We start from the raw sequence: 14,318 nt of genomic DNA, 5'->3' as shown, positions 1-14,318 counted from the left end.
GCATGGCACAGGCATGGTTCGCGACCGGTCCGGAAGGACTCTCGGACTGGGAGCTGCGAGAGGTCGACGTCCCGGCGCCCGGCCCCGGAGAGGTGACGATCCGGGTGCGTGCGATCGGGATGAACCCGGCTGATGTGAAGTACCCCACGCGTCCCGATGCGACGTTCCCCTTCCCGATCGGGTACGAGGTGTCCGGTGAGATCACCGCGCTCGGTGCCGGAACGCAGATCGGCTCGGGCGCGGCGACGGTCGGCGACGAGGTGCTCGCGTTCCGCCTGAGCGGCGGGTATGCCACCGAGCTGACCGTTCCCGCCGAGAAGGTCTTCGCCAAGCCGTCGACCCTCGCCCATCCCGAAGCAGCGAACCTGTTCCTGGCCGGTGCGACCGCCGCCGAGCTGCTCGAGCTAAGCGGTGCGCGGAGCGGCGACACGGTTCTGTTCCACGCCGCCTCCGGCGCGGTCGGAGTGAGCTTCCTGCAGCAGGCAGCCGTCCGGGGCGTCCGCGTCGTCGGGACCGCCGGAGAGCGGAACGCCGATGTCGTCCGGCGCTACGGCGGCATCCCGATCACCTACGGACCTGGCCTCGTCCACAGGGCGAAGGATGCCGCGGCGGGCGCGTCCTTCGTCGCATCGCTCGACGGCGTGGGGACCGACGAGGCGATCGAGGCCTCGCTCGCGCTCGTCGAGGACAGGACGCGCATCATCACGATCGTCCGTCGTGACCTCGAGTCGGAGGGCATCGTGGCGATCGGCGGGATGCTGCCCGCGAGCGCTGCGTTCCGCGACGCCGTCCGCGGCGAGCTCGTCGATCTCGCGCGGCGCGGACTGCTCGAGGTGCCCGTCGCCCGCACCTTCCCGTTCGCCGACGCGGTCCAGGCGGCGCGCTTCCTCATGGAGGGGCACCCCGGCGGCAAGCTCGCACTGCTGCCGTAGCGGGAGCGTCGCTCAGCCGACGGATCTGAGCGCGGAGCGGATGATCACCTTGCCGGTCCCGAAGTCCTGGTCGGCCGCCTTCTGCCACGTGCCGTCGTCCCAGATCACGTCGACGTACACCCAGCCGTCCTGGTCGTGCATCCCCAGCATGTCGTTGCCGATCGCATCGGGGACGATCTCTTCGATCGTTGCGATGTCCTCCGCGGTGGCTGATCCGGTCTTCCCCTCGGTGGGATCGGGCGCCGGCATCGCATCGAACAGGGCGAGCGGCACCGGCGTTCGTGTCAGGGTGAACGTCGTGCCGTCGTACGAGCCCCAGACTGCGTAAGCCCCCCACGTCGACCCGCCCGTCGATGTCGCATCCAGCTTGCCGTCCCAGGACCATCCGGCGACGGGTATGCCGCTGCACTGCGGCGGTGCGGATTCCGCAACCGCCCCGAGACACAGCTCGACCGCCGAGCCGTCGTCGAGGATCGTTCCTTGACCCCACACCTCGCCGGTGGGGTTCTCCGGTGTGAGCGCGGCGAGCGCCGATCCCGGGGGTGCTGCCGAGCCACCCGCATCGGCCGCGGCGGCGCAGGAGGTGAGCAGGAGGGCGGCGCCGGCGACGAGGGCGGCGAAGGAGCGACGGTGCATCATGCCCGGAGAGTGTCGGGTCCGCGGCATCCGTCTCAGAATGTCGAGCGGCGCGAGCGGGGTGTAACGTGTCGGTATGCGCTTCTGCGGCCTCCTTCTTCGTCGCCGCGACGAGTCCTCGATCTAGGACCAACTCGTCGCGGAGGTTGTCGTGGGTCCGCACCAGTGACGAGAGAAGAAGCCCCATCATGCGAAACCACCAGAAGCCCTCGGGCGCCCCGATCCACAAGTACCGCCCGTACCACGAGCAGATCCGTGTAGACCTGCCAAATCGGACGTGGCCGGGCAACCGCATCGAGGTCGCGCCCCGCTGGTGCGCCGTCGACCTGCGCGACGGCAACCAGGCCCTCATCGACCCGATGAGCCCCGAGCGCAAGCGCGTCATGTTCGAACTGCTCGTGAAGATGGGCTACAAGGAGATCGAGGTCGGCTTCCCCTCCGCGAGCCAGACGGACTTCGACTTCGTCCGCCAGCTCATCGAGGACGACGTCATCCCCGAGGACGTCACGATCCAGGTGCTGACGCAGGCCCGCGAGCACCTCATCAAGCGCACGTACGAGTCGATCGCCGGCGCGAAGCAGGCCATCGTGCACCTCTACAACTCCACGAGCGTTCTGCAGCGCGAGGTCGTGTTCCGCACCGACCAGCAGGGCATCATCGACATCGCTCTCGAGGGTGCGCGCCTGTGCCGCCAGTACGAGAAGACGATCCCCGAGACGGCCGTCTACTACGAGTACTCGCCCGAGAGCTACACGGGCACCGAGCTCGAGTTCGCCGTCGACGTCTGCAACCAGGTGATCGAGGTGTTCGAGCCCACCCCCGACCGCAAGGTCATCATCAACCTGCCGGCGACGGTCGAGATGGCGACGCCGAACGTGTACGCCGACTCGATCGAGTGGATGAGCCGTCACCTGGCCCACCGCGAGAACATCATCCTGTCGCTGCACCCGCACAACGACCGCGGCACCGCGATCGCTGCGGCGGAGCTCGGCTACATGGCCGGCGCGGACCGCATCGAGGGATGCCTGTTCGGCAACGGCGAGCGCACCGGCAACGTCGACCTGGTCGCCCTGGGGATCAACCTGCTGACGCAGGGGATCGACCCTCAGATCGATTTCAGCGACATCGACCACGTCAAGCGGACCGCGGAGTACTGCAACCAGCTGCCCGTCCCCGAGCGCAGCCCCTGGGCCGGCGATCTGGTCTTCACCGCCTTCAGCGGGTCGCACCAGGACGCCATCAAGAAGGGCTTCGAGGCGATGGAGGCCCGCGCGAAGGCCGCGGGCGTCTCGGTCGACGAGATCGAGTGGGCTGTCCCGTACCTGCCCATTGACCCGAAGGACCTGGGGCGGTCCTACGAGGCCGTCATCCGCGTCAACTCGCAGTCCGGCAAGGGCGGCGTCGCCTACCTGCTGAAGACGGACCACTCCCTCGACCTGCCGCGCAAGCTCCAGATCGAGTTCTCCGGCGTCGTCCAGGCGAAGACGGATGCCGAGGGCGGCGAGGTCTCCAGCGGTCAGATCTGGTCGATCTTCTCGGACGAGTACCTGCCCGCCCGCGCGGCCGACGACAAGTGGGGTCGCTTCGAGCTCCTGTCCACGCGCACCCAGAGCGACATGTCCGGTGATGTCACGCTCGACGTCACCCTCCGCGACGGCGACGAGCATGTCGCGGCGACCGGCGCGGGGAACGGTCCGATCGCGGCGTTCCTGAAGGTCCTCGGCGAGCGCGGTTTCGAGATCTCCCTGTACGACTACGTCGAGCACACGCTCGGTGCCGGCGGCGACGCCCACGCGGCCGCGTACGTCGAGCTGCAGGTGGAGGATCACCGCCTGTGGGGCGTCGGCATCGACGGCGACATCTCGACCGCGAGCCTGAAGGCGATCGTGTCGGCCGTGAACCGGGCGATCCGCAGCCGCATCCACGAGGGCGAACTGGCGGGCGTCTGACTCTTGCAGGAGGTCGCCGCCGAGGGGCGCCCGGTCACGGCTTGATGATCGGGATCGTCGAGGTCTCGACGGCGACCTTCCTGCGGTAGAGGGCCCGTTGCTCGGGCAGCGAGATGTCGAAGACCACGGCGAGCACGCGGATGACGGCGGTCACGGCGATGCACGTGATCGCGGCGGGCACCGCCGAGACCCCGAGGGTGTCGAGGACGGCGAGGACGGCGCATCCGACCGCGGCGGCGACGGCGTAGAGCGACCCGACGTGCATCATGGCGACGGGGAGTCCCATGAACACGTCGCGGAGGAGTCCTCCGCCGACGGCGGCACAGGCGCCCACGAAGATCGACGGGATCGGCGGGAGGCCGAGGGCGAGCGCCTTCGTCGTCCCCAGGGCGCCGAACATCCCGATCGCGACGGCGTCGAGGCCCACGATGACCGCGTTGAGGCGCTGGAACACGTTGGCGAGCAGCATCCCGATCAGCGCCGCCGCGGTGACGGTGATCAGGTAGCCGTCGCTCTGGAGGGCGACGGGTGTGGTGCTGAGCAGCAGGTCGCGGATCATGCCGCCGCCCAGACCCATGACGACGCCGATGATGGCGACCCCGAGCAGATCGAGACGACGCTGCCCCTGGAACCCCGAGGCGAACAGGGCTCCCTGCACGCCGCCGAGGCCGACGGCGGTGAGGTCTGCCCAGAGGGGGATGAGGAACTGCGGCTCGGTCACGCCTTCATTGTGCCTGGTCACGGGATAATCGATGGGTGCCCACCTACCGTGACGAGGTCGTGATCCTGCGCACCCACAAGCTGGGTGAGGCCGACCGCATCCTGACGATGCTCAGCCGTCGTCATGGCAAGGTCCGCGCGGTGGCTAAGGGGGTCCGCCGCACGTCGTCGAAGTTCGGCGCGCGGCTCGAGCCGTTCATGGTGGCCGACGTCCAGATGTACAAGGGCCGCTCGCTCGACATCGTGCAGCAGGCGGAGTCCCTGGGCGCGTACGGCGCCGACATCGCGACCGACTACGACCGGTACACGGCGGCGTCGGCGATGTCCGAGACGGCCGACCGGCTGAACGAGGCCGAGACGACGCCGCAGCAGTACCTGCTGCTCGTCGGGGGGCTCCGCGCGCTGGCGCGAGGCGATCACGCACCGAGATCGGTCCTCGATTCCTACCTCCTCCGCGTCATGTCCCTCTCCGGCTGGGCGCCGTCGCTGCAGGAATGCGCGCGGTGCGGTGCGCCCGGACCGCACGACTGGTTCGTCGCGCAGCTGGGCGGCATCGTCTGCTCCGCGTGCGCGCCGGCGGGGTCGCCTCGGGTGAGCGCCGAGACCTCCGACCTCCTGCGTGCGCTCCTGGCGGGGGAGTGGGATGTGGTGGATGCCGCATCGGGCGGCGCCACCGCGGCATCCTCCGGTCTCATCGCGGCGTATGCGCAGTGGCACACTGAACGAGGCATCCGTTCCCTGTCCCACCTGGAGGCGCCTCGGTGAGTCCCAAGCCGTACACGCATCGCGACGCGGTGCCCTACCGCCCGCTCGACTGGACCGGCGTGTACCCGCCGGAGTTCCCGAAGGGCTCGGTCCCGGCTCACGTCGCGATCGTCATGGACGGCAACGGCCGCTGGGCCAACCGCCGCGGTCTCACGCGGATCGAGGGGCACCGCGCGGGGGAGGAGGTCCTCCTCGACGTCGTGGCCGGTGCGGTCCAGGCCGGGGTGAAGCACCTGAGCGTGTATGCCTTCTCGACCGAGAACTGGGCGCGCTCACCCGAGGAGGTGCGCTTCCTCATGGGGTACAACCGCGATGTGCTGCACCGTCGTCGCGACCAGCTCAACGAGTGGAACGTCCGCATCCGCTGGGCGGGCCGAAAGCCCCGGCTGTGGGGGTCGGTCATCAAGGAGCTCCAGTACGCCGAACAGCTCACGTCCGGCAACACGGGACTGACCCTCACGATGTGCGTGAACTACGGCGGACGTCACGAGATCGTCGATGCGATGCGCGCCATGGGGGAGGAGATCGCCCGGGGGAAGCTGAAGCCGTCGGCGATCACCGAGAAGACGCTCCGCCGGCACCTGTACGTCCCCGACATGCCTGACGTCGACCTGTTCGTACGCTCCAGTGGGGAGCAGCGGACGTCGAACTTCCTGCTGTGGGAGGCGGCCTACGCCGAGATGGTGTTCCTCGACACGCTGTGGCCGGACTTCTCCCGCACGGACCTGTGGGGAGCGATCGAGCTGTACCTCTCCCGCGACCGCCGGTTCGGCGGGGCGAAGGACGCGCCGACCGCGTCCTGACGCTCAGCGGACGTCGGCAGCGGGCCCCGCGAGCCAACGATCCACGTCGCGGGGGTGCGTGAGACGCACGACGGGCACGTCGTACTCGGCGGCGACCACCGGCATCCGCGTCTTCCATGTGCGGTGCGTGCGCATCTCCCACCGGAGGATGTGACCGGGGTCGCGGAAGACCGTCCACAGCGGCGGCTCGACGTTGCCGTTCCAGAGTCGCTCGCGACGGATGCGGCGGCGCAGGGTGCGGCGGAGCAGCCGCGCACGGGCGACCCGACGCGGCAGGTCGAGCCACACGGCGAGGTCGGCGCGCTCGCCGAGGATCTGTCCGCCGCCGGACCCGAAGTAGTTCCACTCCGACACCCACCGGTCGCCGTCGGCGACGCGGCGGACGTCGCTCAGGAACTCGGGTCGCGTCGTCCACCCCGGTCCGTGGAAGAGCGCGTCCAGCTCGGTGTACTCGAGGCCCCACAGCTCGGCCAGCTGCCGTGCCAGAGTCGACTTCCCGACGCCGGTGGTGCCGGCGATCACGACGCGCTGCGGGCGGAACGGGAGCGGGGTGTCGGCCGACAGCATCCCGCCAGCCTAGGAGCGGCGGAGGGAATACCGCGAGGGCCAGGTGGCGTTGCACGGGATGTGACGGAACCCATCAAGATCGACGTGTGGAGCGATATCGCCTGCCCGTGGTGCTACATCGGTAAGCGGAACCTCGAGACCGGGCTGGCGGAGACGGCGACGGACGCCGACGCCCCCCGCGTAGAGGTGACCTTCCACTCGTACGAGCTGTCCCCGGACACCCCCGTCGATTTCGACGGAACCGAGATCGACTTCCTCTCGGAGTACAAGGGGATGCCGGCCGATCAGGTGCAGCAGATGCTCGACCGCGTGACCGGTGTCGCCGCCGACGCCGGACTCGGCTATCGGTTCGACATCCTCAAGCACACCAACACCGTGAAGGCCCACGAGCTGCTGCACTTCGCGAAGGAGCAGGGCCTCCAGAAGGAGGCGACCGAGCGTCTCATGTCGGCCTACTTCACCGAGGGCCGTCACGTCGGCAACATCGACGACCTCGTCGCGCTCGCCGGTGACGTGGGCCTCGACACCGACCAGACGCGCGAAGCGCTGGAGTCGGGGCGGTACCTCGAGGCGGTGCGCGCCGACCAGGCTCAGGCCCAGGCCTACGGAATCCAGGGCGTTCCGTTCTTCGTCATCGACGGCAAGTACGGCGTGAGCGGCGCCCAGCCCGCCGCAGCCTTCGCGCAGATCGCCCGCCAGGTGTGGGCCGAGCGCGCCGAGGAGCCTGCCGCGAGCTGAGCTCTTCTCCCACGATGAAGGCCGCACCCCGGATCGGGGATGCGGCCTTCATGGTTCGTGCGAGGTCTCAGGCGAGGGCCTTCTCGATCGCCGAGATCACCTCGGGCTCGTTGGGCTTGGTCTGCGGGCGGAAGCGGTGCAGCTCACCGTCGCGTGTCACGAGGAACTTCTCGAAGTTCCACATGACTGGTCCCTTGGCGCGCTCGGCGTTCGGGGACTTCTTCAGCGCCTTGTAGAGCGGGGCGGCGTGCGATCCGTTGACGCGCACCTTGTCCATGATGGGGAACGTGATGCCCCAGTTGACGGCGCAGTAGTCGAGGATCTCGTCCATCGACCCGGGCTCCTGGCCCATGAACTGGTTGCAGGGGAAGCCGATGACCTGCAGGCCCTGGTCGCCGTACTGCTTCTGCAGCTCCTCGAGCTGCTCGTACTGGGGAGCCAGTCCGCACTTGGATGCGACGTTCACGATGAGGAACGCCTTGTCGCCGAAGTCGCCGAGTGTCGCCTCCTTCCCGTCTGCGGTGGTGAACGGGATCTCTCGCAGCGAGGAGGTTTCGGTCATGTCTCCACGATAGGACTCGCGCAGATGCCCGATGCGCTCGCCGTCTGGGAGAATGTGAAGGATATGTCCACGACCCTCGCTCCGCCCGCGCCACTGCGCATCGGGCCCATCACCCTCGACGCGCCCGTCGTGCTGGCGCCCATGGCGGGCATCACCAACACCGCCTTCCGACGTCTGTGCCGCGAGTACGGTGCCGGCCTCTACGTGAGCGAGATGATCACCACTCGCGCGCTCGTCGAGCGGAACGCCACGACCATGCGCCTGATCCGCCACCACGAGTCCGAGACCCCGCGGTCGATCCAGCTCTACGGCGTCGACCCGGCCACCGTCGAAGCGGCCGTCCGGATCATCGTCGAAGAGGATCACGCCGATCACGTCGACCTGAACTTCGGGTGCCCGGTCCCGAAGGTCACTCGCAAGGGCGGGGGCGCGGCCCTGCCCTGGAAGACGGAGCTGTTCCGCGAGATCGTCGAGCGCGCCGCCAAGGCCGCGGGTTCGGTCCCGCTGACGGTGAAGATGCGCAAGGGCATCGACTCCGACCACATCACCTACCTCGAGGCCGGCCGGATCGCCGAGGGCGCCGGTGTCGCCGCCGTCGCGTTGCACGCACGGACGGCGTCCGAGTTCTACTCGGGGCACGCCGACTGGTCCGCGATCACGAAGCTGAAGGAGACGGTGACGAGTGTCCCCGTCCTCGGCAACGGCGACATCTGGTCGGCGGAGGACGCCCGCCGCATGATGGCCGAGACCGGCTGCGACGGCGTCGTCGTCGGACGTGGATGCCTCGGCCGCCCCTGGCTCTTCGGTGACCTCGCGCGCGAACTGGGCACCGGCCACGCCGCCGATCCGGTCGACGCGACACTCGGGTTCGTCGCGGCCGCGTTCCGACGCCACGCGGAACTCCTGGTGGAGTTCTTCGAGAGCGAGGATCGCGGCTGCCGCGACATCCGCAAGCACGTCGCCTGGTACTTCAAGGGGTACCCGGTGGGCGGTGACCTCCGCGCCAAGCTCGCGACGGTCTCGAGCCTCGAGGAGATCGACGAACTGCTCGCGACCCTCGACCTCGAGGCGCCGTACCCCGGCGCGGCCGCCGAGGGGCAGCGCGGGCGTGCGGGAACGCCCAAGCGGCCCGCTCTGCCCGACGGCTGGCTGGACTCGCGCGAGATCGGCCACGCGGCATCCACCGCCCTCGCCGATGCGGAGCTCGACACCAGTGGCGGCTGAGGCGGTGACCGGCGCGAGCGTGGGCATCGCCGCCGGACGTCCCACGGGCTACGACGACCACGACGCCGAGCGGTTCCATCCCGAGAAGCACCGTTCCCTCCGCGACGGGTTCGCGCGCGACCGGGCGCGGGTGCTGCACTCCGCGGGGTTCCGTCGCCTGGCAGCCAAGACCCAGGTGCTGAGCCCCGCGAGTCCCGACGACTTCGCCCGCAACAGGCTGACGCACTCCCTGGAGGTGGCGCAGGTCGGTCGAGAGCTGGCGATCGCGCTCGAGCTCTCGCCCGACGTGGTCGACACGGCCTGCTTGAGCCACGACCTCGGGCATCCACCCTTCGGGCACAACGGCGAGCGTGCGCTCAACGAGTGGGCCGAGGACATCGGCGGTTTCGAGGGCAACGCGCAGTCGCTGCGCATCCTCGCCCGGCTCGAGCCGAAGGTCGTCGACGACGACGGTGAGAGCTTCGGGCTCAACCTGACCCGGGCGAGCCTTGACGCGACGTGCAAATACCCGTGGACGGCGGATCACGCGATCCCCGACCCGGGTGGGCGGCAGAAGTTCGGCGTGTACGCCGAGGACGAGGCGATCTTCCACTGGATGCGGCAGGGTGCGCCCGGCCGGGTGCGGTGCATCGAGGCGGAGGTCATGGACCTCTCCGACGACATCGCCTACTCGGTCCACGATTTCGAGGACGCGGTGCTCAACGGTTACCTCGACCCCCGGCGCCTCGCGGACAGTCGCGAGCGCGAGTCGCTCCTCACGGCGATCCAATCGTGGGTGGGCCTCGGCTTCAGCCGGGACGAGCTGGCGGACGCGATGTACCGGCTGGTGCGGCTGCCCGAGTGGATGACGGAGTTCGACGGGACGCGCGCCTCGGTGGCGCGGCTGAAGAACCTGACGTCGGACTTCATCGGACGCTTCGCGCGCGCGGCGACCGCGGCGACGCGCGAGCACTACGACACCCCGGCGTTGACGCGATACCGGGGACGCATGATCGTGCCGCGCGTCATCGAGGCCGAGATGGCGGTCCTCAAGGGGACGATCGGCGCCTTCGTCGTGTCGATCGACGGCCGGAAGGGTCTCTACAAGGAGCAGCGTCGCGTGCTGAAGCGGCTCGCGTCGGCGCTCCTCGAGCGCCCCGAGCACCTCGACCGCGTGCACGCCGTGGACTTCGCCGCAGCGCAGACGGATGCCGAGCGCAAGCGCGTCGTGGTCGACCAGGTCGCGACCTTGACGGACCGCTTCGCGATCGAATGGCATTCCGCCCTCGTGGGGCCCGTCGACCTCCGGGAACTCGGACTGTGGCCGGCGGGATCGCGGGCGGTCGCGAACCCCGGCTTCGCGCTCCCCGAACCGATCGAGGGTCTCTGATGGCCCGCATCCGTCAAGCCGACGTCGACGAGGTGAAGGCCCGCACCAACATCGTCGACATCGTCGGCGAGCGGGTCGCCCTGAAGTCCGCCGGCGTCGGGTCGATGAAGGGGCTCTGTCCGTTCCACGACGAGCGGAGCCCGAGCTTCAACGTCCGTCCGCAGGCGGGGTACTACCACTGCTTCGGATGCGGCGAGTCGGGCGATGTGTACTCGTTCCTGCGGGCGATGGACCACCTGTCGTTCACCGAGGCGGTCGAACGCCTCGCGGGGCGGATCGGCTACCAGCTGCACTACGAGGACGGCGGCGCCGCCCCCGAGACGAGCGGTCGCACGCGGCTCTACCAAGCGAACACCGCCGCCGCGGAGTACTTCCGTGGACAGTTGGCGACGGCCGAAGCGGATGCCGGGCGTCGATTCCTCGGCGAGCGCGGCTTCGACGCCGGTGCTGCGGCGCACTTCGGGGTCGGGTACGCGCCGAAGGGCTGGAACAACATGCGCGACGCACTGCGCGCACAGGGGTTCACGGATGAAGAGCTCGCCACGGCGGGCCTCGTCTCGCAGGGGCAGCGCGGTGTCTACGACCGCTTCCGCGGACGCGTGGTCTGGCCCATCCGTGACCTCACCGGCCAGACGATCGGCTTCGGCGCGCGCAAGCTCTACGACGACGACCAGGGACCGAAGTACCTGAACACCCCCGAGACGCCGATCTACAAGAAGGCGCAGGTCCTGTACGGCCTCGATCTCGCGAAGAAGGACGTGTCGCGGTCTCACCGCGTCGTCGTCGTCGAGGGATACACGGACGTCATGGCATGCCATCTCGCCGGCATCACGACCGCGATCGCCACCTGCGGAACGGCGTTCGGATCCGACCACATCACCGTCCTCCGTCGCGTGATGGGCGACGACAGCGCGGCGGGCGAGGTGATCTTCACCTTCGACCCCGATGCGGCAGGTCAGAAGGCCGCCCTGCGCGCGTTCGCCGATGAGAAGAGGTTCTCCGCCCAGACGTACGTGGCCGTCGCGCCCGATGGTCTCGATCCCTGCGACCTGCGGCTGAATCGCGGCGATGGCGCCGTGCGTGCGCTCATGGACGCCAAGGCCCCCATGTTCGAATTCGTCATCGATCAGAAGTTGGCGGGCTTCGACCTGCGGAGTGTCGAGGGTCGTGTGGGTGCTCTGCGTGCGGCGGCACCGATCGTTGCCGAGATCCGCGACTCGTCGCTGAGGCCGGGGTACACCCGGGTCCTCGCCCGCAAGCTGGGGATGGATCTGGGCGAGGTGACGCCGGCGGTCGAGCGGGCCGCGCGGGGCAATCACGCACCGCGCGAGCGCGGCCCAGCGGCTGCCCAGTCACCGGAGGAGGGTTCCGCGCCGGTGCGGGTGACGATGGCGACGTTGCCGCGGACCGCGAGCGTGACTCTCGAGCGAGACGCGCTCATGGGGGTGCTGCAGTACGGGCACGTCCTGGATGCCGCCGAGGTGGATGCCGCGCTTCAGATCCCGATGGAGCACCCCGCTCTCGAAGCGGTGCGCCAGGCGGTCACCGCTCAGCCGGATCGGTCGCGCGTCGGCTGGTCGACGGCGGCGGTCGACGCGACACGGGAGCCGTACCGCGGGCTCGCTGCTGAGCTCCTGACGTCGTCGTTTCCCGCGCTCACGGAGATCGAGGCGAAGGCGTCCGCACGAGCCATGTGCCAGCGGTTGCGGCTGCGCGCGATGGATCGCGAGAAGGCCGAACTCCTCGGGGCGGTTCAGCGGGTGTCGGCCGAGTCCGAGGAAGGTCGCGCGGTCCGCGTCGCGCTGCGGGACCTCGATCAGCGACGACGGACCCTGGCCGACTCGATCTGATCGGCGCCGATGATCAGCGCATCGACCTCGACGACTGGCATCCCCGGCTCGGAGAGGTGAGGATGGATCGCATGCCTCGAGTGAACGATCCGGATGCCGCGATCTTCTGTTCGGACCTGTCGATCGCTCGCGCGTCAGCCGACACACGCGTCGTCGACGGCGTGTCGATCCGGTTGATGCCAGGTGAGACCCTCGCTGTCATGGGAGCGACGGGCTCCGGGAAGTCGAGTCTGGCGTCCTGCCTGGCGGGGGCCGATCAGCGCGATCTGCGCATCGTGGGGGGCACCGGCGAGGTCGCCGGGATCTCGCTGCGTGCGCGGGGTCGTGCCCGCCGCATCCGCGGGTACCGCACCGGCCATCTCGTGCAGGGCGTCAACGCGTCGCTTCCCTCCCGCCTCACCATCTCCGAGATCGTCGCCGAGCCGATCACGGGGCGCGATCGGAAGGTCAACGAGCGCGCGCTCGCGCTCCGCGTCGCCGCGCTGCTGGACGAGTTGCAGCTGCCCATCGGCGCATCGGAGAAGTACCCGTACGAGCTCAGCTCGGGTATGCGTCAGCGGGTGGCGATCGCGCGGAGCCTCGTCCTCGATCCGCAGGTCCTCATCGCCGACGAGCCCTATGCCAACCTCGACGTGGATGTCCGTCCCGCGGTGCGCGACGCACTCCTACGCAGGATCGAGGACGGCATGGCGCTGCTCGTGGTCACCAACGAGCGCGAGCTCGTGACCGACCTCGCAGCGCAGGTGCTCGTCCTGCGAGCAGGTCACCCGGTCGGTGTCGGCCGGCACCTCGACGACGTGCTGTGGACCCCCGACGAGGCGACACGCATCGGCGGCTGATGTCACGAACACCCCTCGGGCTTTGCTACGATTGTGTGGTTGCCCGGTTCCGGGTGACTGATCCTCGGTAGCTCAATTGGCAGAGCAATCGGCTGTTAACCGATAGGTTCTTGGTTCGAGTCCAAGCCGGGGAGCCACTCTGACCGAAACCCCCGGATACCCGGGGGTTTCGTCATTCCCGAACTTTGCGAGCAACGGATTTCTCTTGCCGCGGCGCCCTCGCGGCCCCATGCTGATCGCATGGACACGGGGAACGCAGGCTGGTCGGCCTGGACCTGGGGTGAGCGTGTGGGAGCGCTGGTCGGCTTCGCCGCGGTCGTCCTGCTGTTCTGGGCGGCGGTCCAGTACGGCGCGGGCAACGACGTCGCCTTTTTCGGGCTCGCACTCGCCCTCGCGCTCGGAGTTTCGGGTCTCGGCATCCACGTCGCGGCGCGCGAGGCGCGCTACCGCCGCCAGGCTCGCGACGAAGGATCGGCTGCCACGCCGCCTCGGTGAGCATCGGGGGTGCTCGGACGCACGGCACGAGCGCGGACCCGATAGTGTGCAGAGCGGATTTCAGAACACGTGGGGGGATCACGATGACGGATCGTACGAGCGCGCCTGCCGGATGGTACCCGGCGCCGCATGCGGGCAACGAGCTGCGCTACTGGGACGGCACGGAGTGGACGGCGCCGCCGCCGGCTGTTGCGGCGTGGCCGGCGCCCGGGGGGGCCGCCCCGGGGCAACCGGCCGGCTACCCGGTGTCCGCACCGCCGGTCATCCGCCCTCTCCGCGGCATCGCCGGAGCCACCCGCATCCTCCTCATCGTCGGGGCGGTCGTCTCGTTCCTCACCGTCCTCGTCGAGGCCTGGGGACTCGTCGCCGTCGACGGCTTCACCCGAGGAGCCGCGCCGCTGTCGGACCTGGAGCTCTACGACACGCTGTCCGCGCCGATCTCTTTGGCGTCGGCGGGGCTGATGCTGGCGACGGGAATCTGCTGGGTCGTCTGGCAGTACCGCGCCGCGGTGCGCGTCCGCGCGATCACCCCGACCGCCACTCGTCGCACACCGGTGTGGCACGTCGTGTCCTGGCTCATCCCCGTGATCGCGTGGTGGTTCCCGTTCCAGAACGTGAAGGACCTCGTGGTGGCTTCGCGTGCGAGCCTGACTCGAGCGATCCTGGGCACCTGGTGGGGCCTCTGGATCGCTTCGACGGCGTTCGTGTCACTCTCCGGCAGGCTGTCGTGGAACGCCGAGACCCTCGCGGACTACCCTGCCGTGATGTCCACGTCGCTGTTGGGGGAGCTCCTCTCCATTGCCGCCGTTCCGCTTGCCATCGTGATCCTCACCCGCGCGACCGACGCCATGGACCCGGCAGGGCGCTGA

General features: G+C 69.4%; 15 protein-coding genes and 1 tRNA gene. 12 read left to right on the top strand and 4 right to left on the bottom strand.

All coding sequences use genetic code 11. The features are described from left to right. Positions 1-2: 2 nt before the first annotated feature. A complete protein-coding gene (locus tag H286_RS0105710; RefSeq protein WP_020097431.1) occupies positions 3-932 on the top strand; it encodes a quinone oxidoreductase family protein in 930 nt (309 codons plus the stop codon). A 12-nt stretch (positions 933-944) separates the two neighbouring features. On the opposite strand, the gene H286_RS0105705 is transcribed toward H286_RS0105710, so the two are convergent. Beyond that, positions 945-1,571 carry a hypothetical protein gene (locus H286_RS0105705; protein WP_018186629.1) on the bottom strand — a complete coding sequence of 209 codons (627 nt, stop codon included), beginning with the start codon at positions 1,569-1,571 and terminating at the stop codon, positions 945-947. 185 nt (positions 1,572-1,756) lie between these two features. Here H286_RS0105705 and leuA point away from each other — a divergent pair, with 185 nt between their 5' ends. Further along, positions 1,757-3,517: a 2-isopropylmalate synthase gene (gene leuA / locus H286_RS0105700; RefSeq protein ID WP_020097430.1), complete on the top strand. Its 1,761-nt coding sequence runs from the start codon at positions 1,757-1,759 to the stop codon at positions 3,515-3,517. Positions 3,518-3,551: 34 nt separating this feature from the next. Here the strand turns inward: leuA and H286_RS0105695 are convergent, their stop codons facing one another. Continuing rightward, positions 3,552-4,238, bottom strand: coding sequence for a trimeric intracellular cation channel family protein (locus H286_RS0105695; protein WP_018186631.1), 687 nt, complete (start codon positions 4,236-4,238; stop codon positions 3,552-3,554). Between the two features lie 35 nt (positions 4,239-4,273). Here H286_RS0105695 and recO point away from each other — a divergent pair, with 35 nt between their 5' ends. Both recO and H286_RS0105685 read left to right on the top strand, forming a co-directional pair. Then, on the top strand, positions 4,274-5,002 hold the full coding sequence (gene recO, locus H286_RS0105690) for a DNA repair protein RecO (RefSeq protein WP_018186632.1): 729 nt from the start codon (positions 4,274-4,276) through the stop codon (positions 5,000-5,002). After that, positions 4,999-5,805 (top strand): isoprenyl transferase, encoded by an 807-nt coding sequence (locus tag H286_RS0105685; RefSeq protein WP_018186633.1) that lies wholly within the window; start codon positions 4,999-5,001, stop codon positions 5,803-5,805. Before recO ends, H286_RS0105685 begins: the two co-directional genes overlap by 4 nt. Before the next feature lie 3 nt (positions 5,806-5,808). On the opposite strand, the gene H286_RS0105680 is transcribed toward H286_RS0105685, so the two are convergent. Beyond that, positions 5,809-6,372 carry a hypothetical protein gene (locus H286_RS0105680; protein ID WP_020097429.1) on the bottom strand — a complete coding sequence of 188 codons (564 nt, stop codon included), beginning with the start codon at positions 6,370-6,372 and terminating at the stop codon, positions 5,809-5,811. 60 nt (positions 6,373-6,432) lie between these two features. On the opposite strand from H286_RS0105680, the gene H286_RS0105675 reads away from it, so the two are divergent. Then, positions 6,433-7,110, top strand: a complete 678-nt coding sequence (locus H286_RS0105675; protein ID WP_020097428.1) for a DsbA family oxidoreductase — start codon at positions 6,433-6,435, stop codon at positions 7,108-7,110. Between the two features lie 67 nt (positions 7,111-7,177). Here the strand turns inward: H286_RS0105675 and H286_RS0105670 are convergent, their stop codons facing one another. Further along, positions 7,178-7,672 (bottom strand): glutathione peroxidase, encoded by a 495-nt coding sequence (locus H286_RS0105670; protein ID WP_018186636.1) that lies wholly within the window; start codon positions 7,670-7,672, stop codon positions 7,178-7,180. A 63-nt stretch (positions 7,673-7,735) separates the two neighbouring features. Between H286_RS0105670 and dusB the strand changes: the two genes are divergently transcribed. The 7 genes from dusB to H286_RS0105635 all read left to right on the top strand — a co-directional run bounded on the left by dusB (position 7,736) and on the right by H286_RS0105635 (position 14,318). Next, positions 7,736-8,896: a tRNA dihydrouridine synthase DusB gene (dusB, locus tag H286_RS0105665; protein ID WP_028497405.1), complete on the top strand. Its 1,161-nt coding sequence runs from the start codon at positions 7,736-7,738 to the stop codon at positions 8,894-8,896. Next, a complete protein-coding gene (locus H286_RS0105660; RefSeq protein WP_231370896.1) occupies positions 8,868-10,265 on the top strand; it encodes a deoxyguanosinetriphosphate triphosphohydrolase in 1,398 nt (465 codons plus the stop codon). The genes dusB and H286_RS0105660 overlap by 29 nt, the downstream gene beginning before the upstream one ends. Beyond that, positions 10,265-12,115, top strand: coding sequence for a DNA primase (dnaG, locus tag H286_RS0105655; RefSeq protein WP_020097426.1), 1,851 nt, complete (start codon positions 10,265-10,267; stop codon positions 12,113-12,115). The genes H286_RS0105660 and dnaG overlap by 1 nt, the downstream gene beginning before the upstream one ends. Positions 12,116-12,186: 71 nt before the next feature. Continuing rightward, the gene (locus H286_RS0105650) at positions 12,187-12,954 is read left to right on the top strand and encodes an ATP-binding cassette domain-containing protein (protein ID WP_028497404.1); all 768 of its coding nucleotides are present in this window, start codon (positions 12,187-12,189) and stop codon (positions 12,952-12,954) included. Positions 12,955-13,015: 61 nt separating this feature from the next. After that, positions 13,016-13,091 (top strand) — tRNA-Asn (locus H286_RS0105645). A gap of 103 nt (positions 13,092-13,194) precedes the next feature. Continuing rightward, positions 13,195-13,449, top strand: a complete 255-nt coding sequence (locus tag H286_RS0105640) for a hypothetical protein (RefSeq protein WP_020097424.1) — start codon at positions 13,195-13,197, stop codon at positions 13,447-13,449. Positions 13,450-13,532: 83 nt separating this feature from the next. After that, complete coding sequence (locus H286_RS0105635) at positions 13,533-14,318, top strand: DUF4328 domain-containing protein (protein WP_020097423.1); 786 nt, start codon at positions 13,533-13,535, stop codon at positions 14,316-14,318.

Source organism: Microbacterium sp. 11MF, assembly GCF_000383475.1.
Classification (GTDB): Bacteria; Actinomycetota; Actinomycetes; order Actinomycetales; family Microbacteriaceae; genus Microbacterium; species Microbacterium aquilitoris.
The sequence above is the reverse complement of the archived record's forward strand: the minus strand, read 5'-3'. Positions and strand labels throughout refer to the sequence as shown.